Source organism: Caballeronia sp. dw_19, assembly GCF_018449515.1.
Taxonomy (GTDB): domain Bacteria; phylum Pseudomonadota; class Gammaproteobacteria; order Burkholderiales; family Burkholderiaceae; genus Caballeronia.
Genome location: NZ_JAAVUQ010000004.1, coordinates 333892 through 354358, shown reverse-complemented (window position 1 = coordinate 354358; position 20467 = coordinate 333892). Strand labels below are relative to the sequence as shown.

The following is a 20467-nucleotide window of genomic DNA, read 5'->3' as shown; positions in this document are numbered from 1 at the left end:
GGTTCTGTTTGATCGAGAGGGGCGTGGGGTAGTGGTCGGGGCAGTGATGGGTGCTAGGTTCTAGGGCCAGCGGTCGGAGTCGATGCCGGGTTGGTGCTTTCAGTGTTAGTGGTCTGCGAGAGTCGGATTTTCTCTTTATCACTATTAGCCACTGTGCGTGGCGGCACGTCATTTCTTTGTCCAAAGCGACAAAGAAACGAAGCAAAGAAAACGCTTTCAACCACGCTACCCTAAGTGTCCACAGCGTGCAGTTTCTATTCATAGGTGCCCCAAAAGCACGGTGCTCGCCAGAGCGAAGGATGTGTGAACCCCTCTTTCTCCGAACACCGATACCCACACGCTTCGCCACCAGTGATTGAACCTGCCCAAGGAGCACCCCGCGCTATCCGCGGACGACCAACCACCGAATTTGTACACACCTCGAACCACGTAGCCAACCCGCCAGGAAACGAGGTCGCAAAGATGCGGGTGGCCGTAACCGACGAAAATAGCTGTACAGAACGCGCAGCCAATTCACAAAAACTGAAGCAGTAAACACAAACACGCATGAAGCTGTGGCCTATGAATACGGTCGCACAGACCAGAAGCTAAGCCGTCAAAAAGCCGCAGCCGTAAATACCCGTAAGGCAGTGCGGGTTCCTTAGCAATGGTGCTTGCCCGAGAGCGTACGGGGCGAAGCGTGTTCGTGTCAGGATTCGCGAGAAGGAGGGTTTCACACATCCGTGGCTCTGGCGAGCACCGTGCTTTTGGGGCACCTATGAATAGAAACTGCACGCTGTGGACACTTAGGGTAGAGCGGTTAAAGCGTTTTCTTTGCTTCGTTTCTTTGTCGCTTTGGACAAAGAAATGACGTGCCGCCACGCACAGTGGCTAACAGTGATAAAGAGAAAATCCGACTCTCGCAGACCACTAACACTGAAAGCACCAACCCGGCACTGACCCCGACCGCTGACCCCAGAACCGACCACCCCAGCGCCAACCCCAGCGCCAACCCCAGCGCCAACCCCAGCGCCAACCCCAGCGCCAACCCCGACCACTACCTCAAAAACCTGACCTCTCAATCCCCCCGCCTGACTCCCCCGTCTTTACACTTTCTTTATATCCCCGCCAGTTCTCTTTTCCGGCTGTTTACGCGCGATCAACTAACCTTCAGCACGTCCTAATCCGCTACGGGAGATCAAAATAATGGACCTGATATATATCGCCGGCATCATCGCCTTCTGGGCAGTGGGCGCGGCTCTTGCCATTGGCTGCGACAAATTGCGTCGCGCCCCGGGAGGTCGCCCATGACCACCTGGATGCTGTTGCTGGCAGGTGCTTCGACTCTGCTCTTGTTCGTGTACCTCGTGTACGCACTATTGCGTGCGGAGGATCTGGAATGAACGCCAATACCGTATTTCAAACAGGCCTTTATATCGTCGTGCTGATCGCGCTCGCGATTCCGCTCGGTCGATATATGACCTCCGTGCTCGATGGCTCGTCAGTCGTTGTCCGACGCATCGGCCGTCCAGTCGAAGCGCTGCTTTACAAGCTTGCGGGCGTCGACGACAAGTCCGAAATGTCGTGGAAGCACTACGCATTCGCCGCGCTTGCGTTCAACGCACTCGGCGTGCTCGTCGTGTTCGGTTTCCTGCGCTTGCAACAGTGGCTGCCGTCCAACCCGCAGGCCTTCGGTCCCATGACCCCGGACGCCGCGTTCAACACGGCTGTCAGCTTCGTGACCAACACGAACTGGCAAGACTACACGCCTGAATCGACCGCAAGTTATCTCTCGCAGATGGTCGGCCTGACCGTGCAGAACTTCTTCTCGGCCGCGACCGGCATTGCCGTCGTCGTCGCGCTGATTCGGGGCTTCGCACGTCATACGGCCGCGACCATCGGCAACTTCTGGGTCGACCTGACGCGTATCACGCTGTACATCCTCGCGCCTCTGGCGACCGTCATCGCGCTGGTGTTCGTGAGCCAGGGCGCGATCCAGAACTTCGAGTCGTACCAGGATGTCGCCACGCTTCAAGTGACGACTTACCAGACGCCGAAGGCGGACGCACAGGGGAACCCGGTCAAGGATGCCAAGGGCAATCCGGTGATGGTGGACAACAAGGCCGACAAGCAGACGATTGCGATGGGCCCGGTTGCCTCGCAAGAAGCGATCAAGATGCTCGGCACGAATGGCGGTGGGTTCTTTAACGCCAACTCCGCCCATCCGTACGAAAACCCGACACCGTTCTCCAACTTCGTCCAGATGATCGCGATGCTCGTCATTCCGGCGGCGCTGTGCGTGGTGTTCGGACGCATGGTGGGCGACAAGCGGCAGGGCTACGCAATCCTCGCTGCGATGACCATCGCGTTCACCATTGCGTGCTGGGGTGAGATCTCATTCGAGCAGGCCGGCAATCCGCTATTCACGTCGCTGCATGTGGACCAAAGCGCATCCGCGATGCAGTCAGGCGGTAACACCGAGGGCAAGGAAACACGCTTTGGTATTGCGCAGTCGGGCATCTTCACGGTCGCCACCACGGCTGCATCGTGCGGTGCCGTGAACAACGCGCATGACTCGCTGACGCCAATGGGCGGCTTCGTACCGCTCCTGTTGATTCAGCTCGGTGAAGTGATCTTCGGCGGCGTGGGGTCCGGCTTATACGGGATGCTTGTCTTCGCCATGCTCGCGGTGTTCGTCGCCGGTCTGATGATCGGTCGCACACCTGAATACATCGGTAAGAAGATCGAGTCGTACGAGATGAAGATGGTCGCGATCGTCGTGTTGCTGACGCCGTTCCTGGTGCTGCTTGGTGCGTCGATTGGCGTGCTGACGGCGGCGGGCACAGCGGGCATATCGAACCCCGGGCCGCACGGCTTCTCCGAGATTCTTTACGCCTATAGCTCTGCTGCCAACAACAACGGCAGCGCCTTCGCGGGCCTCACGGTAAGCACGCCGTTCTACAACATCACGACCGGCATTGCCATGTGGTTCGGCCGCTTCGGTTCGATCATCCCGGTGCTGGCCATTGCCGGTGCGCTTGCCGCTAAAAAGCGTATTGCGACGACCGCAGGCAGCTTGCCGACACACGGTCCGCTGTTCGTCGTGTTGCTGCTCGGCACTGTGGTGCTGGTTGGTGCACTGACGTACGTACCCGCGCTCGCGCTGGGTCCCGTGGTCGAGCATCTGATGATGCTCTCGGGCAAATAAGCGGTCACTGATACAGAGGAAAGTATGAACACAATTGTCAAACCGCCAGTGAAAACGCCGAACAAGGCACCGGAGAAAACTCCGGAGTCGGGTGGCCATTCACGCTCGGCAGCCCGTTCGATGTTCGACCCCGCCATCGTCGTGCCGGCGATCGCGGACTCGTTCAGGAAACTCGGTCCGCGTCACCAGTTACGGAACCCGGTGATGTTCTGCGTGTACATCGGCAGTATCCTGACCACGGTGTTGTGGGTCGCGGCCCTCTCGGGGCAGGCTGAAGCACCGGCAGGATTTATTCTCGCCGTTTCGCTGTGGCTGTGGTTCACCGTGCTGTTCGCGAACTTCGCCGAAGCATTGGCCGAAGGCCGCTCGAAAGCGCAGGCGGCGTCGCTGCGCAGCGCAAAGCGCGACGTGATGGCGAAGAAGCTGGAGTCGGCGAATCCGAAGTCGGCGTTGCGCATTACAACCGCAACGGAGCTGCGCAAGGGCGATATCGTGCTGATCGAAACGGGTGACGTTATCCCGGCGGACGGCGAGGTAATCGACGGCGTGGCTTCAGTTGACGAGTCCGCGATCACGGGCGAATCCGCACCGGTTATCCGCGAATCAGGTGGCGACTTTACCGCGGTGACGGGCGGTACCCGTGTGCTGTCGGACTGGATCGTGGTGCGCGTGACGGTCAACCCGGGCGAGGCGTTTCTCGACCGCATGATCGCGATGGTGGAAGGCGCCAAGCGTCAAAAAACGCCTAACGAAATCGCGTTGACCATCTTGCTCGTGGCACTGAGCCTGGTGCTGTTGTTCGCGACTGCCACGCTGCTGCCGTTCTCGATGTTCTCGGTCAGCGCAGTGAAGGCCGGTCATGTGGTGACGATCACCGCGCTGGCCGCCTTGCTGGTCTGCCTGATCCCGACCACCATCGGCGGACTGTTGTCTGCTATCGGTGTGGCGGGTATGAGCCGGATGATGCAGGCGAACGTGATTGCGACTTCCGGCCGTGCAGTGGAAGCAGCGGGTGACGTCGACGTGCTGTTGCTCGACAAGACCGGCACGATCACGCTGGGCAACCGTCAGGCATCCAGCTTCGTGCCGGCACCGGGTCTCTCGGAGCAGGAACTGGCCGACGCTGCCCAGCTTTCGTCGCTGGCCGACGAAACGCCGGAAGGGCGCAGTATCGTCGTGCTCGCCAAGCAGCGCTTCAACATTCGCCAACGCGAGATGGCGACGCTCCATGCGACCTTCCTGGGCTTCACCGCACAGACGCGCATGAGCGGCGTCGACTTGCCCGATCGTGAGATTCGCAAGGGTGCGGCCGACGCGGTCAAGTCCTACGTTGAACGTCATGGCGGCCGTTATCCGCAGGAAGTATCGAATGCGGTCGATGAAATCGCGCGTCGCGGCAGCACGCCGCTGGTCGTCGCCGACCGGCGCGAAGAAGGTGCGCGTGTCCTGGGTGTGATCGAGCTGAAGGACATCGTCAAGGGTGGCATCAAGGAGCGCTTTGCCGAGCTGCGCAAGATGGGTATCAAGACCGTGATGGTGACGGGTGATAACCGCCTGACCGCTGCGGCGATTGCGGCTGAAGCGGGTGTTGACGACTTCCTCGCGGAAGCTACGCCTGAGGCGAAGCTGGCGACCATCCGTGGTTATCAGGCGGAAGGACGGCTGGTTGCGATGACCGGCGACGGCACCAACGATGCACCGGCGCTGGCGCAGGCCGATGTGGCCGTGGCCATGAACACCGGCACGCAGGCGGCGAAGGAAGCCGGCAACATGGTCGACCTCGATTCGAATCCGACCAAGCTGATCGAGATTGTCGAGATCGGCAAGCAGATGCTGATGACGCGTGGCTCGCTGACGACGTTCTCGATTGCGAACGACGTGGCCAAGTACTTCGCCATTATCCCGGCTGCGTTTGCATCGACGTACCCGCAATTGCGTGTGCTCGACATCATGCATCTGACGTCGCCGTCGTCTGCCATCTTGTCCGCCGTGATCTTCAACGCGTTGATTATCGTGTTCCTGATCCCGCTGGCGCTGAAGGGCGTGAAGTATCGGCCGCTCGGTGCTGCGGCATTGCTGCGCCGCAATTTGCTGGTGTATGGCCTTGGCGGGATCTTGCTGCCGTTCCCGTTCATCAAGATCATCGACATGATTCTGACGGCGTGTGGCTGGGCCTGACCGATAGACGGCGGCTGGGTCTGCTTGCCGCATACCCGGCCGCTGCCACCTTCGGTCTCATTGCAATCTAACTGGATTGAATCATCATGAAAAATATCCTTCGTCCTGTGCTCGTGTTGTTCGCGGCATTGACCGTTGTGACCGGGCTGGTGTATCCGATCGTGGTCACCGCAGTCTCGCATGCAGCCTTTCCGAGCCAGGCAAACGGTAGCCTGATCGAGAAGAACGGCAAGCTGGTCGGCTCGGAACTGCTGGGCCAGCAATTCGATGCACCCGGCTATTTCTGGGGCCGCCTGTCGGCAACCTCGCCGAACCCCTACAACCCGCAAGGCTCAAGTGCTTCGAACCTCGGCCCGACGAACCCGGCGCTCGCCGATGAAGTGAAAGGACGCATCAGCGCCTTGCACGACGCGGACCCGACAAACACGGCGCCGGTACCGGTTGACCTCGTTACATCGTCAGGCAGTGGTCTCGATCCCGAGATCAGCCCGGCCGCCGCCGCTTATCAAATCGACCGTGTAGCAAAGGCACGCAAGCTGTCACACAACGACGTCGATGCACTGGTTCAACGCGCAACCAGCGGCCGTCAGTTCGGCATTCTTGGCGAGGCACGCGTGAACGTGCTGAAGCTGAACCTGGCGCTTGACGAAATGAAGCCCGCAAGCTGATGGACCGTCCCGACCCCGACGAGCTGCTCGACAAGATCCAGCGCGACGAAGAGAAAAAGCAGCGTGGCAGGCTGAAGATTTTCTTCGGCGCATCGGCTGGTGTGGGGAAGACCTATGCCATGTTGCAAGCCGGGCATCGTCGCCGTGAGGAAGGGTTCGATACGGTTGTCGGCATTGTCGAAACACATGGCCGCAAGGAGACGCTTGCGCTGGTGGAGGGGCTGGATGCCGTGCCGCTGACGCTGTACGAATACCGTGGCCGGAAGCTGCCCGAATTCGACCTCGACGCAGCGCTTGCACGCAAGCCGCAACTGATTCTCGTCGACGAACTCGCGCATTCGAACGTGCAGGGCGCCCGTCACCTTAAACGGTGGCAGGACGTGTACGAATTGCTCGACGCCGGTATCGACGTGTACACCACCGTCAACGTCCAGCATCTTGAGAGCCTGAACGATATCGTCGGGCAGATCACGGGTATCCGGGTATGGGAAACCGTGCCTGACCGCGTGTTCGATCTCGCCGATGAAGTCACGCTCGTGGACCTGCCAGCCGAAGAGTTGCTGGACCGCTTGAGGGACGGAAAAGTTTATATGGCGCAGCAAGCGGCAAACGCGGTCAAGAATTTTTTCCGCAAAGGCAACCTGATTGCATTGCGTGAACTGGCGCTGCGTCGAACGGCCGACCGCGTGGACGCGCAGATGCGAGAGTATCGTGCCGATCAGTCCATTAGCCGGATCTGGCAGGCGCGTGAGCGACTTATCGCTTGCATCGGGCCGGGGCCTGAAAGCGCCACGCTGGTTCGCTCGGCCGCGCGTCTTGCCGCGAGCCTCAAGGCGGATTGGCTCGCGGTTTATGTTGAAACACCCAAGCTGCAGCGCTTGCCTGACGCATGGCGAAAACGCACGCTGGATGCGCTCAAGCTGGCCTCCGAGCTGGGCGCCGAGACAGTGACCCTTGACGGTGCCGACGCGGCCGCCACGCTGGTCGCATACGCACGCATGCGCAACGTGTCCAAGATCGTGGCGGGGGCGTCTGACGCGCCTGGCTGGAGGCGTCTGCTTGATCGACCCGTTGCCGAAGCACTGGTGCACCATGCGCACGATATCGATGTGACGCTGGTGGGCGTGAAAGCGGCCAAGGAAGGCCGCGAGCGCGATGCAAGCATCCCGGTGTTCGCCACTGTCCGCAACGAAGCCCGTTCTTCGCCGAACGCCTATTTTTATGCGGCTGCAATCGGCGTCGCGATCACGGCGCTGGCGAGCCTGCTGTCGCGTCATATCGACCTCACGAACCTCGTGATGTTGTATTTGCTCGGCGTTGTCTTTGCCGCAGTCCGGCTCGGACGAGGCCCTGGCGTACTGCTTTCGTTCGTGAGCGTCGCGGCGTTTGATTTCTTCTTTGTTCCGCCACAACTTTCCTTTTCCGTTTCAGATACGCAATACCTGCTGACTTTCTTCGTGATGCTGCTGACCTCGCTCACGATCAGCCATCTGACTTCGAATCTTCGGCGTCAGGCGCGGGTAGCCTCGTTGCGCGAGCGGCGCACGGGCGCCATGTACGCGATGACGCGGGAACTGGGCGGCGCGTTGATGACCGAACAGATCATCGAAATTGGAACGCGCCACGTAGGCGAAATCTTCCAGGCCAAGGTCGCCATTCTGCTGCCCGACAGTACGGAAAAAATCCGCCAGAAAGTCGACGATCCCAATCCGCAGTTCACACTCGATGCCGCCGATCTCGACCTTGACATCGGCCAATGGGTTTATGACCAACAAAAACCTGCGGGACGCGGAACGGACACGCTGCCGGCCAGCAACGCGCTCTACCTGCCGCTGAAAGCGCCCATGCGTACACGCGGTGTCCTCGCACTTATCACCGCTCATGCAGCCGAGCTTGCGGTCCCTGAACAGCAACGCATGATCGACACGTTCGCTTCCCAGATCGCGCTCGCGCTCGAACGTGTCCACTACGTCGAGATCGCGCAGGATGCGTTGGTCAACATGGAGTCGGAGCGCATGCGCAACTCGCTGCTGTCGGCCATCTCACACGATTTGCGCACGCCGCTGACTTCGATCGTCGGATTCGCTTCGGTGCTGGAGGAGCAGCAGCGCATTCACAACGGCTCGGCCGACACTGCGCGCGAGCTGGTTCACGCAATCCACGAGGAAGCACTGCGCATGAGCGGGCTGGTGACGAATCTGCTCGACATGGCCCGGCTCCAGGCGGGCAGCATCCGTCTGAACCGGCAGTGGCTGATGCTGGAAGAGGTGGTTGGCGCGGCGCTGGCGGTATGCCGCCGTACGCTCGCCGGGCACGCCGTACAGGTTCGCGTTCCGGCCGACCTTCCATTGATACAACTGGACGCGGTTTTGATGGAACGGCTGCTCGCGAACCTGTTTGAAAATGCGGCGAAATACACGCCGCGCGATTCATCGCTGTCCATCCACGCAGCGGCCGAACAGCATTCGGGCGAGCGTTTCGTGAAGGTTTGCGTCGACGATAACGGCCCGGGCCTGCCGCCGGGCATACAACAAACGCTCTTCGATAAATTCACGCGCGGAGAGAAGGAATCCGCCATGCCGGGGATTGGTCTGGGCCTGGCAATCTGCCGGGCGATCGTGGAGGCGCATGGAGGGAAGATCGGCGCTGAGAACAGGGTGGATGGTGAAGGGAAGGTGTTGGGCGCAAGGTTCTGGTTCACGTTGCCGGCCGATCAGGCGCCACCCTTCGAGGTGCTTCCTGAGGAAGATGGCGACGGGCCGGACGCGGCCGTGCATACGGATACTCCATGAGCGAGCCTACGTTGACCATCGTCGTCATAGAAGACGACAAGCAGATCCGCCGTTTCGTAAGGAGTACGCTTGAAGCGCAGGGCATGACCGTGTTCGAAGCTGAAACGGGACAGCAGGGTTTGCGCGAAGCCGCCTTTCGGCTGCCTGATCTCATTGTCATTGACCTTGGCTTGCCGGACACCGACGGTATCGACGTGATTCGCGAACTGCGTACCTGGACCGAACAACCGTTGATCGTGCTCTCGGCACGCACGCACGAAGACGCCAAGGTTGCAGCGCTGGATGCGGGAGCGGACGACTATCTGACGAAGCCATTTGGTGTGTCGGAGTTGCTCGCGCGAATCCGTGCGCAGCTAAGACGGCGTAACCGCGGCGGGCAGCAGGAGACACCGCAGGTCCGGTTTGGGCCGGTATCGGTGGATCTGTCTGAAAGGCGTGTCACGCGTGATGGTGAGCTGATTCACCTCACGCCGATCGAATACAGACTGCTGACTACGCTGGTACGCCAGGCCGGGCGAGTCATCACGCATCAGCAATTGCTGCGCGAAGTATGGGGACCCGCGTATGTGGAGAACCAGCACTATCTGCGTGTCTATATGGGACACCTTCGCCACAAGCTGGAGCTTGATCCGGCGCAGCCGGTTCATATCGTGACGGAGACTGGGGTGGGTTACCGGCTGGTGGGTGCGCAGTAGGCATTGGTTTGATGCATTGGTTTGATGTGTTGTTTAGCGGCGTTCCCATGCGAGTCTGATGGTGCGCTGGCGAAATTCGATGCTGAACGCTCACGTCTTGACGGGTTCTTGATACGGCATGGTCAGCTTTTATCCCGATCGATACGTCGGGCAGCGTAGCCTTCCCGAACGCAAACGAGAAGGGGCCGTGATGCATGAGAAGCAGTCAAAAGAATCAAGGCGACAGTTGCGTGCGAAACTTGCCCTCTGCGCGTTTTCGTTCATGGCCGCAAGCGCGGCATACGCAGCCGATGCAACGGATGTAACCAATGACCGGTCAGTGCCTGACGGGAAGATATCGGCAAGTATTGAATCCTCATCCGGCGAATCGCCGCAGGTTGCAAATGTAGCGGCGGTGTTATGGCGGCAGTTCCGGGTGGCCCGGCAGGAGGCCACGCTGATTGCGCGTGCGGTCATCAGCGCGGCAAACGAATATGCAATGTCACCTGTGCTATTGCTCGCGGTCATTGCAACCGAGTCAGGGTTCGACCGGCAGGCGGTCAGCGTTGCCGGCGCGCAAGGGCTGATGCAGATTCTTCCGGCTGCTCATCCGCAGGTATTTGCATCGGGCAACGACTTGACCGAGCCCGGCGAGAACGTGCGGATAGGATCTTCAATCCTGCGCGAGTATCTCGATGCATCGGGCGGCGACTTGGGCGTCGCCCTCAAACGATACAGCGGCGGCGGTAAGGGATACGCCCAACGCGTGGCTTTTCGCATGAGGCAGTTCTCGGCCAGCCTGCACGCGCCACCGGACGATGCAGCCAAGGATGCGCTTGTAAGGTCGCCTTGACACAATTTTTACGCCGCAGGCTCGAAACTCTGCTCGCGTTTAACACCGGACCTGCTGTAATCAAGTTGTAGTCATAGCTGAAACGGGGACGCTTATGTTACGGGTACTGATACCGGTGATAAACAAGGACGGCGCGCTTCAGGCCGCACGGCATGCTGCATTCCTTTTCGCCGAGCACTGCGTGTCCGAGGTCGAGTTGATGGAGGTGCTTGAACTTCCGGACCAGGGGCGCGCCAGTGCGTTTCATTCCCGTGGTGCGCTGCGCTTGCAGGAAAAGCGCGCGATGCTGAGCGCGCTCAGCCAGACACGCGCCATTCTGGACGACGCGGGGGTTCCGTATCACTGGTCACGTGTATTTGGGTCCGTGGCTGGAACCATTGCAGCGTGCGCGGCTGAAAAACGCTCGGACATTGTCCTGGTCGATGCCAGTCACCTGGGCTTTCTTACCCGCTGGTGGGTGATGAACAAGTTGTGGCGCAGCATGCAAACACCGGTGACGATGGTTCACTAAGTGAGCACGACGATAAGCACGGCGATCAACGAACTAACATTCACCAGCGTTCAGTCAAGAGTACACAATCGTGTTAAAGCTTCATACGGCCATGAGGATCAGGGGCATGGCGAAGGTGGTGTGTGTCGCTATCGTGGCGAACCAGGTTCTGACCACGGCATTCGCGTATGCGGTTCAGCAGCTTGATCCGGGCGCGCCGGGTCTTATCACAACCATGTTCAGTTTCCTGACGTGCGGTCTCGTGAGCATATGGCTGCAGTCAGACGCACGGCGCGCGTATTTGCTGGCGCGCGAGAAGGGCTGTATCACGCCCGTGGACAAGACCAACCCGGCGCTCAAGATAGCGCCCGATTGTCCGAAGATGTGGCTGGTCGTTTTGCACATCGAAATGAATCCGGCCGCGGTGGGACTTTAAGCGATTTGCTTGACTGCACCCGCCCAGAGCGTGAACGCTTCACCGCTTATCGGCTTGCACGCGACGACCACTCCTGGATGCCGACCGCCGCATATGGGTCGTCCTCGCAAACCGGTCCTCGATCCTCTTTCGGCGCCACGGCGAAAGCACCGGTCATGCGCCGATGCGCTTGCCGGATCGTTCGCCCGGACAACCCGGCAGCCGCGTTTTCCCTTAGAACTTGAAGGTTGACTAAGAGCGGCAAGGGCACCAAACTTCTTGCTACTATGTGATCACAGGTCACATATATCGTAAGGAGCTGTTTAATTGACAACACGAGAAGCAAGCGCGGACGCGCTGCCGCTTGAACTGGTGGCGCGCGAGACCATGGCGGGCCGCGTCTACGCGCAGTTGCGCGAGGCGATCATGACGGGACGTTTTGCACCCGGTCAGGCGCTGAGCTTGCGCGGGGTAGCCGAAGCCGTCGGTTCATCGACCATGCCGGTGCGCGCCGCGCTCACGCGGCTGCAAGCCGAAGGCGCGTTGATCGATGGACCGGGTCGCGCGTTGATGGTGCCGCCCATGACGCTCGACCTGCTCGAAGAGCTGCGCGACGTGCGGATAGCCCTTGAAGGCTGCGTGGCGAAGCGGGCGGCATCGCGGATGACCAGGGACCATTTGAACGCGCTGCAAGCGGTGTTCGACACCATGAATGCCCACGTGGAAGCCGGTGATGTATCCGCGTACCTGCGCAGCAATTTCGAATTCCATATAGCAATCTATACGCATGGCGCGAGCGACCTGACGCTCGCGACCATCCAGAATCTCTGGATGCGTATTGGCCCGTTCCTGAATCTCGTGGCACCGGACATCCCGCATATGCGGTTGTCAATGACGGCGCACCGCAAGATCGTCGATGCCCTCTGGAAGGGCGACGGAGAAGGCGCGCGGGCGGGCATAGAGGAGGACATCGGCGGCGCCGCTGCGGACTTGCAGGAGCGCCTGCAGAGCAGGGAAGCGGCCAGGGCCTCAGGTTGACTTGGGCCTGTGAGTTGAGCGGTGACCCGAGCTGTGCCGAGCCTGTGAGCTGCCCCCCAAAAAACGAGGTAGACAAGCACGACGGTTCTACAGATGTTGAACCGCCCGCGGGGTTGCGCGTGCTGGTTGTACCGCCTGCCGTGATTACGTTGCGCGATAAAAAAGCTTGATCGTCGATGGAACTACACCATGAGCAGACGCGTTGCAGTGATTGGATCGGGACGGATAGGCCGTGCGTGGGCGATCGTGTTCGCGCGTGCGGGTTTCGAGGTGAGGCTTCACGACGCCGACCGCGCGATGCTCGACGGTGCGATTCCGTCTATCCGCAGCAGTGTCTCGGACCTCGGCAAGTACGGACTCGTCGACGAGCCGGAAGAGCGGATCGTGTCGCGTGTTACAGCATATGAGCAGCTCGCGGACGCGGTGAGCGATGTCGATCTGGTGCAGGAGAACATTGCGGAGATCGTGGAGGTCAAGCGCACATTGTTTGCCGAACTGGACAGGCTGACGCGCCCCGACACGCTGCTGGCCAGTTCGACCTCCGGCCTGCCTGCCTCGACGTTCACCGAAGCACTGGAGGGCCGCGCGCGATGCCTTGTGGCGCACCCCGTGAATTCGCCTTCGCTCGTGCCGCTGGTCGAGCTATGCGGAGCGCCGTGGACGTCGCCGGACACATTGGCCCGTGCGCGTGCGCTCTACGAGGAGGCGGGCCAGGAGCCCGTGACCGTTGCGCGCGAGATCCCGGGTTTTCTACTGAACCGCTTGCAAGGCGTGCTTCTGGACGAAGCATTGAGCCTCTACGCACGAGGCTACGCAAGCGCCGCCGATCTCGACACGGTGATGCGCGACGGCCTCGGGCTGCGGTGGTCGTTCATGGGGCCATTTGAAACCATCGACCTGAACGCGCCCGGCGGCGTGGCGGATTATGCCGCGCGTTATGGCGCGATGTACCGCGCCTTTGCAAAGGACAGCGTGCCGTTCGACTGGTCGCCTGACAGCATCGCGAGACTCGATGCCGAACGCCGCGACGTGTTGCCACGCGACGAAATAGAAAGCCGTAGCCGCTGGCGTGACCGGCGGCTGATGGCCTTGCTGGCGCATCGCCGCGCAACATTGAAGTCCGATGACGACAAGAGCTGATAACGGTAGACAGCCACGATCGAAGCCTGACTGATCGTCGATGCCAGCAATCATCTTGGCGAGGGACCGCTGCGGGATGTGAAGGAGCAGCGCCCCTACTGGATCGATAGCACCGCCGCCGAGATCGGCCGTTGCCGCGCCGACGGCAGCGACATGCGGACGCCTTGGCGGAAGAGCCGACGGCGCGATGATGATCCGTTCCCTGGAGTAGAAAAGACGCTCGATGCAGGTGCTGTCGAGTGCTTGAACGCGCGCTCCAGGAACATCCGTCGCACGCTTTTGAATGTCTTCTCGCCGGCTGAAACAGGGCGAGATGCCGCGATGCGGTCGCCAGCATGAAGGTGGCTAGGCGCGCGGCTTCCCCTTATCCCTTTTGAATCCGTTCCGATTCGGCGCTCCCTCAAGCCACGGAATTCGGAAATTTTCCGACAAAACTGAAAACTTCCCTAAAGTATTTAGTCGGCTTACCGTAATCTATAGATAATTAATCGTAGCATTGGCTTGCATGCGCTGCCGCTCATGCCGCGCGGCGACACAACACGCGAATGAGCAAATCAGAGCCGCAATTCAAAGCCGGTTACCAGCGACTTGAACGGCTTTTTCCCGGCTCGTGTCACAAAAGTGCCATCGCGTGTGAAGGCTGGCTGTTGATCAGTCCAACCCGGGGTTTAACAAGGGAGTTCCACTATTTATGTCTGACGCAATCAAGTCCGCGGGACAATCTCTAATCAACGGCTCGACGGGCAAGAATACCGACGTTCCGGCGCTTGTCGAAGCTATCGTCAACGCACGGGTTGCCGGATTGAATGCGACCAACTCGGCCAAACAGAAGACCAGCACTTCCCTCCTGACGGCTGTCGGTTCGTTGAAATCGGTCCTGTCGCTGCTGCAGAGCTCACTGGGGTCGCTGTCCGACGGCACCGCGTTGTCCGCTGTCACGGCCAAGGCCGACGGCAAGGGCCTGACCGCTACTGCCGGCAAGGGCGCCACGACGGGCAGCTATGCGATCCAGGTCACCAACATCGCGACATCGCAAAGTATCACTTCGGGCGCGTTCGGCGCCAAGGACACGCTCGGTACCGGCACGCTGAAACTCTCGGTGGGCGGCAAGGACGTTTCGATCAAGATCGATTCGTCGAATAACACGCTGAGCGGCATTGCAGCCGCGATCAATTCAGCCTCCGGCAATCCCGGCGTGAGCGCGACGGTGATCACCGGTACGGACGGCGCGCATCTCGTGCTGCACTCGTCCACCACGGGCGTGGCGAACGGTATCTCGGTGGAGGTCACGCCGGCTGGCTCGGGCGACAACACCGGGTTATCGAAGCTCAACGTCAGCTCGTCCACCTCGACTGTCGACCCCTCGGACCCGACCAAGACCGTGGCGCCGTACACGACTATCGGGACATCGGAGAACTGGAAGCAAACCGCGGCTGGCAAGGACGCGTTGCTGACGGTGGCCGGCACGGAGGTCAGCAGCCCGAGCAACAGCGTGACATCGGCGATTGCGGGGCTGTCGATCAACCTGACCTCCGAGTCCGTGGGCACGACCCAGACGCTGAGCGTCACCTCCGACCCGACCGCCCAGCAGACCTCGATCAAGGCCTTCGTCACGGCGTATAACAACTTCGTCAACATGGCTGCGTCGCTGACTTCTTTCGACAAGTCGCAACCCAAGGGCTCGCAAGGCGGACCATTGCTCGGCGACTCGATGATGAACACGGTCAAGAATGCGCTTGCAACCGTGATCAGCAAGGGCGTTCCGACGGCAGGGGGCGAGACCAAGGGAATGGCGAACCTGGGGTCTATCGGTATCGTGCTGCAACAGGACGGCACGTTGAAGATCGACGAAACCGCGCTGAACGCCGCGCTGACCAACAAACCCGGCACGGTCAACGCGTTGTTCAATTCGACCTCCGGTCTCGGTGCGGAGATGAACAAGACCCTCACGACCTTTCTCAAGAAAGATGGCCTGCTCGATACCAGGACAACGTCGCTCAACAAGGACCTCGAGAATATCAAGGTCCAGGGCACGAAGCTGGACGCATTCGCCGCGCAACTGACGAACAGCTACAACGCGCAGTTCACTGCACTCAACACGCTGATGGCGCAGATGAGCAGCAATGCGAACTATCTGACCGCATTGTTCGGCGGGGCCAACAGCGCGGGCGCACTGGCCGGAAACAAGGGTTGACGAGGAACGCGCCGCGCGATGAGTGGCGGTTCGTTGTGCGGCGAAGAGCTGGTTGCAAGGGCCTTGTTGAACCTGATTCGCAACAGCACCCGCTACGCGCAGCGCACCATTTCGCTGAGCGCATGTTTGGGGCCGGCGGGCGCGCTCGTGCTGATCGTGGACGACGAGGGCTCCGGTATTCCGGTTGCGGAGCGGACACGTATCTTCGAGTCGTTTCATCGGCTGGACGGTAGCCGCGGCCGCCACGCCGGCAGGTTTGGGCTTGGTCGGGCCAAGTTAGTCGGATATCGGCAAATGGAGGCTCTCTACGGGTATTTGCGCGAGCGGTGGGGCGCTTGCATGGGCTTAGGGGTGGGTCTCGGGGTGTTGGGTTCCGGGTTAGTGGTCGGGGTGGTCGGTTCTGGGTTAGCGGTCGGGGTCAATGCCGGGTTGGTGCTTTCAGTGTTAGCGGTCTGCGAGAGTTGGATTTTCTCTTTATCACTATTAGCCACTGTGCGTGGCGGCACGTCATTTCTTTGTCCAAAGCGACAAAGAAACGAAGCAAAGAAAACGCTTTTAAACCACGCTACCCTAAGTGTCCACAGCGTGCAGTTTTGATTCATAGGTGCCCCAAAAGCACGGTGCTCGCCAGAACCACGGATGTTTGAACCCCTCCTTCTCGCGAATCCTGACACGAACACGCTTCGCCCCGTACGCTCTCGGGCAAGCACAATTGCTAAGGAACCCGCACGGCCTTACAGATATTTACGGCTGCGTTTTTTGACAGATTAGCTATCTGGTCTGTGCGACTGTATCCATTCGCCACGGCTTGATGCGTGTTTGTGGTCACTGCTTCAGTTTTTGTGAATTGGCTGCGCGTTCTGTACAGCTATTTTCGTCGGTTACGGCCGCCCGCATCTTCGCGGCCTCGTTTCCAGCAGGGTTGGCTACGTGGTTCGAGGCGCGTGCACATTTGGTGGTTGGTCGTCCGCGGATAGCGCGGGGTGCCCCTTGGGCAGGTTCAATCACTGGTGGCGAAGCGTGTGGGTATCGGTGTTCGGAGAAGGAGGGTTTCAAACATCCTTCGCTCTGGCGAGCACCGTGCTTTTGGGGCACCTATGAATAGAAACTGCACGCTGTGGACACTTAGGGTAGCGTGGTTGAAAGCGTTTTCTTTGCTTCGTTTCTTTGTCGCTTTGGACAAAGAAATGACGTGCCGCCACGCACAGTGGCTAACAGTGATAAAGAGAAAATCCAACTCTCGCAGACCGCTAAGGCCGCAAGCAGCAACCCGGCATTGACCCCGACCGCTAACCCCAGAACCGACCAACCCAGCACCATCCCCGACCGCTAACCCAGAACCGACCACCCCAGCATAGACCCCGACCCCCATCCCCTAGCGACCAAACTCCACCCCCAGATCGTTAAATGTTGTCAGATCAACCCCGACATTATTTCCTTTCGGCGCGAATGCAGACACACTAGCATCACCCTTCCGAGGGTGTGTCCCGCGACGAAGGTGATCCTCGTCGTGCTTAAGTCCCATCCCGCCCGGGTGGGACTTTTTTTTAACGTGCCGGTCATGCCAGACGCACTAGTCACTAGCGAACATCGCTTCGATCAGCAACGCGAAAAAGTCTATCACGACGGAACAAATCACGCGCAATGGAACAGAAGAGGGCCGTGGTTTGCCCTTCGTCCTGAAGCCGGCGGCTCATGATGATCGGTGACGTGGGACCTGGTTCGGGCAGGTGCCGGTAGACGACGCCATGCACCCTCAAACCATCAACGCTCTCCGGCACAAGCGACACACCCACTCGCGCCGCAACGAGCCCAAGCGCTGTCTGCAACTCCCGCACTTCGTGTACGGCGGCAGGTTCAAGCGCATGATCGCGCAGTGCCGATAACTGCTGGTCCGCATAACTCGGACGCGGCGAACTCGGATACACAATCAGCGTCTCGCGCGCCATATCCTCCAGCGTCAACTCCACAGAAGCATCCGCTAACGGATGATCTTCCGGCAGCGCGGCAATCATCCGTTCCTCGACGAGTACTTCGCGCGTCAGTTGCACATCGTCGAAACGCAGTCGTCCAAAGCCGACATCAATTCGTCCGCCCTTTAATGCGCCGAGTTGTTCGAGCGTGAACATCTCGATCAGCGACAATTCGATCTGCGGAGCGGCCTCGCGAAATGCGCGGATAACCTGCGGCAGCGCACCGTAAAGAGTAGACGGCACGAAGCCGATCACAATGCGTTCCGCCAGTTGCGCAAGCCTGCGTGTGAGCGGGACGAGCTCGTCGCTTTCATCGATCAGGCGCTTTGCCTGCGCGTAGAAAACGCGCCCCGCTTCGGTCAGGCGCAAAGGCCGCGAACCGCGTTCGAACAGCGGCAACCCGACACTTTCTTCTATCTGCTGGATCTGCCGGCTAAGCGGCGGCTGTGTCATGTGCAGACGATCGGCCGCGCGCGTGATGTTCATTTCTTCGGCTACCGCAATGAAATAGCGGAGTTGTCGCAGCTCCATGCAGACCTCAAACGGTTAAAGATCGAGCGATATCGCCGATACGTCCGAATTTCTCCGAAGGACGGGCACGGAAGGTTGCGTTGGAATAGGTCAGGCACACGCGTTTCACAAGCGCGCTGGCCATGATTGTGGCACGGGGCATGAGCTAACCGGCAAACAAGGCGTTTGCCGGCATGGAACCGCTTCTGGGCGCGCAGTGGATTCGAGATCTGAAGCGCAGGACACTCGTTGACCGAGGCTGCCAGGCTAATCAGCGCTGTGATCAGCGGTCCTTGGCGGCTTGCTCGACCGCACCGCTTAGCGATGAGTCAGGGGCTTTGTCGACAACGGTTGCCCTGAGAATCCAGTTATAAACCGCGCCCGCGATCATCAACGCCGAGGTGCCGAAAAACACTTCCCGCATGCCGAAATGTCCTCCGACGAAACCGCCGGCAAGCGGTCCGACAACCTGCCCGGTATATTGGGCAGACGTCGAGTAACCGAGCATATTGCCTGCAACCGACGCCGGTACGTTGTGCCGGATCACGCTGGCAACGCAAGGCAGCAGTCCGCCAAGCGCCAGACCCATCAGGAATCGCAGAATCACCAATTGCCAGCCCCGCGTGACAAACGCTTGCGGGATCAGCAGGATGCCCGCCACCGCGAGGCAGCCGATAATGACGTTCCAATGCCCTATGCGATCGGCGAGCTTGCCCAGGTACGAGGCCGAGAGAATGCTGCCCAATGCCGCCGCCGACATCACCAGTCCCGCGACAAACGTGACCTGATGGACATCGACTATTTGCGCCACGTAGACCGTGATAATCGGCTCGATCGACATGTTTGCCAGCATCAGGAGCATGCCGGTCACCAGCATGGCGACAGTCGGCCGCTTGTCTCCAATTTCACCCCAGCTCCCGCGCCGTTTCCCCTTCTTGTTCAAGCCCGGGTGACGCTCGTTCTTGACGAAGAATACGGTCGCCAGAAACGTAATGAAAATAAGGGCGCCCGAGGCAAGAAAGGTCGACCGTATTCCGATCAGCGGCGGCAGTGATCCACCAATAATCGGGCCGACCAGATTGCCGGCCATGATGCCGGAAGACAGGACACCGAGTGCCCAGCCGCATCGGTCTTTCGGTGTCTGGGTGGCGACCAGCACGGTGGAACCTGATGCAAAGCCGCCGAGCAAGCCTGCGAGAAGCCTGAGGCCAACGAGTTGCCAGACGTTATGGGCCATCCCCATCAAGGACATGATGATGGCCATGCCGAGGCTGGCGCGGATCAGCATCGGCTTGCGGCCGTAGAGATCGGCAAGCCGTCCCCAAAGCGGCGCGGTTAGTGCGGCGGTGAAAAACGTTGCACCGTAAGCGACGCCGGACCACTGGACTATCGCGGCGTGATCCTTGACGCCTAGTTGCTCCACGTAAAGTGGCAAGAACGGCAACATGAGCGTCATGGCCACGATGGTCGTGAATGATCCAAATACGCAGACGATGAGATTGCGCCGCCAGTGGGTGAACTCCTCCTCCGCTTCCGGATGATTGTTGTAACGTGCGCTTGCCGTTTGTTTGTCCATCATTCTGTCCGGGTCAGCGCGGCGGTTGAGTGTTTTCGGGGAGCAACCGTCTGGCGCGAAGTGAGGAAGCGAGCGAGCTTCAACCCGGATCGTACGGCGTGAGCGATGGCGCAGCCAGTCCGCTGTCTATACCGGTATCGCGACTACCCGGCAGGTTTTCGGCGAACCACAGTTGGAGTAGCGCGGCCCTGGTACTTGAGCGTCTGGCTGCGTGCCCTGTGATATTTACCGGGCACGCGGGAACCCCCACCTTCATGAGGTAATCATTGCGCGTAGGGCTTAATCTTTTTCCGATCAGCGTCTGCAACCGGGTTGATGCCGGGCCCTGCTGAATTTGGTGTCGAGGCTGCTCGTTGCAAAGCTTTGGAATCTTGCGATACGTCGGCCGCGGGCATCGGCAGCGGCCTATCGGGATTCGCCAGGTTATACAACGCAGTGCCCAACTGTCCTGCCGCGATTCCCTCTTCGTAGTCGTCAGGGCTCTGGGCGTGCGCGAAAGCTGTCAAAGAAAATGCAGCGCAGGTCACAGTCATTAAACGTTTCATTTCCATCTCCCTTGTCGCCGGATTCCAAAGACGGTCACGAAGCGATCCCTGCTTCACAAACCAATGTGAACAAGAGAGCCCGCGAGAGAACTTCAGACGTGCGCCACCGGCGTTTTCGTTGGAGATCGGCATACTGGCAATGCCGCCGTGCCGACCGTTAAATCTTGCCTGCGAGGCTTGTCACGCGAGTTCTGAGAATGGACAGTTGATTTATAGTCTCTCCGCTTTACAAAT

At 59.9% G+C, this 20467-nt stretch carries 15 protein-coding genes and 1 pseudogene; 13 read left to right on the top strand and 3 right to left on the bottom strand.

From position 1 onward, the window contains the following. Positions 1–1286: 1286 nt before the first annotated feature. From HB376_RS08325 to HB376_RS08265, 13 genes and pseudogenes are all read left to right on the top strand, one after another. Positions 1287–1382, top strand: a complete 96-nt coding sequence (locus tag HB376_RS08325; RefSeq protein ID WP_035566418.1) for a potassium-transporting ATPase subunit F — start codon at positions 1287–1289, stop codon at positions 1380–1382. Then, positions 1379–3187, top strand: coding sequence for a potassium-transporting ATPase subunit KdpA (kdpA, locus tag HB376_RS08320; protein WP_213762944.1), 1809 nt, complete (start codon positions 1379–1381; stop codon positions 3185–3187). The genes HB376_RS08325 and kdpA overlap by 4 nt, the downstream gene beginning before the upstream one ends. A gap of 120 nt (positions 3188–3307) precedes the next feature. Next, a complete protein-coding gene (gene kdpB / locus HB376_RS08315) occupies positions 3308–5365 on the top strand; it encodes a potassium-transporting ATPase subunit KdpB (protein ID WP_255631241.1) in 2058 nt (685 codons plus the stop codon). An 86-nt stretch (positions 5366–5451) separates the two neighbouring features. After that, positions 5452–6033: a potassium-transporting ATPase subunit KdpC gene (kdpC, locus tag HB376_RS08310; RefSeq protein WP_213762935.1), complete on the top strand. Its 582-nt coding sequence runs from the start codon at positions 5452–5454 to the stop codon at positions 6031–6033. Then, positions 6033–8825 (top strand): sensor histidine kinase KdpD, encoded by a 2793-nt coding sequence (locus HB376_RS08305; RefSeq protein ID WP_213762933.1) that lies wholly within the window; start codon positions 6033–6035, stop codon positions 8823–8825. The genes kdpC and HB376_RS08305 overlap by 1 nt, the downstream gene beginning before the upstream one ends. Continuing rightward, on the top strand, positions 8822–9520 hold the full coding sequence (gene kdpE, locus HB376_RS08300) for a two-component system response regulator KdpE (protein ID WP_213762931.1): 699 nt from the start codon (positions 8822–8824) through the stop codon (positions 9518–9520). Before HB376_RS08305 ends, kdpE begins: the two co-directional genes overlap by 4 nt. 226 nt (positions 9521–9746) lie before the next feature. After that, the gene (locus HB376_RS08295) at positions 9747–10352 is read left to right on the top strand and encodes a lytic transglycosylase domain-containing protein (protein ID WP_255631227.1); all 606 of its coding nucleotides are present in this window, start codon (positions 9747–9749) and stop codon (positions 10350–10352) included. A 94-nt stretch (positions 10353–10446) separates the two neighbouring features. Then, positions 10447–10863, top strand: a complete 417-nt coding sequence (locus HB376_RS08290) for a universal stress protein (protein ID WP_213762929.1) — start codon at positions 10447–10449, stop codon at positions 10861–10863. A 70-nt stretch (positions 10864–10933) separates the two neighbouring features. Beyond that, entirely contained in the window at positions 10934–11278 is a 345-nt protein-coding gene (locus tag HB376_RS08285; RefSeq protein WP_346730459.1) for a hypothetical protein, read from the top strand. Between the two features lie 366 nt (positions 11279–11644). Beyond that, a complete protein-coding gene (locus HB376_RS08280) occupies positions 11645–12295 on the top strand; it encodes a GntR family transcriptional regulator (RefSeq protein WP_213763067.1) in 651 nt (216 codons plus the stop codon). Positions 12296–12484: 189 nt separating this feature from the next. Next, positions 12485–13435 (top strand): 3-hydroxyacyl-CoA dehydrogenase, encoded by a 951-nt coding sequence (locus tag HB376_RS08275; RefSeq protein WP_213762927.1) that lies wholly within the window; start codon positions 12485–12487, stop codon positions 13433–13435. Positions 13436–14126: 691 nt separating this feature from the next. Then, the gene (gene fliD / locus HB376_RS08270) at positions 14127–15629 is read left to right on the top strand and encodes a flagellar filament capping protein FliD (protein WP_213762925.1); all 1503 of its coding nucleotides are present in this window, start codon (positions 14127–14129) and stop codon (positions 15627–15629) included. Positions 15630–15662: 33 nt separating this feature from the next. Further along, positions 15663–15896 (top strand): annotated as a pseudogene (locus HB376_RS08265) (ATP-binding protein); the annotation flags it as partial. 1313 nt (positions 15897–17209) lie between these two features. Here HB376_RS08265 and HB376_RS08260 read toward each other — a convergent pair. From HB376_RS08260 to HB376_RS08250, 3 genes are all read right to left on the bottom strand, one after another. After that, a complete protein-coding gene (locus HB376_RS08260) occupies positions 17210–18133 on the bottom strand; it encodes a LysR family transcriptional regulator (RefSeq protein WP_213762924.1) in 924 nt (307 codons plus the stop codon). A gap of 262 nt (positions 18134–18395) precedes the next feature. Beyond that, positions 18396–19688, bottom strand: a complete 1293-nt coding sequence (locus tag HB376_RS08255) for an MFS transporter (RefSeq protein WP_213762923.1) — start codon at positions 19686–19688, stop codon at positions 18396–18398. 263 nt (positions 19689–19951) lie between these two features. Next, entirely contained in the window at positions 19952–20365 is a 414-nt protein-coding gene (locus HB376_RS08250) for a hypothetical protein (protein WP_213762922.1), read from the bottom strand. Between the last annotated feature and the right edge of the window lie 102 nt (positions 20366–20467).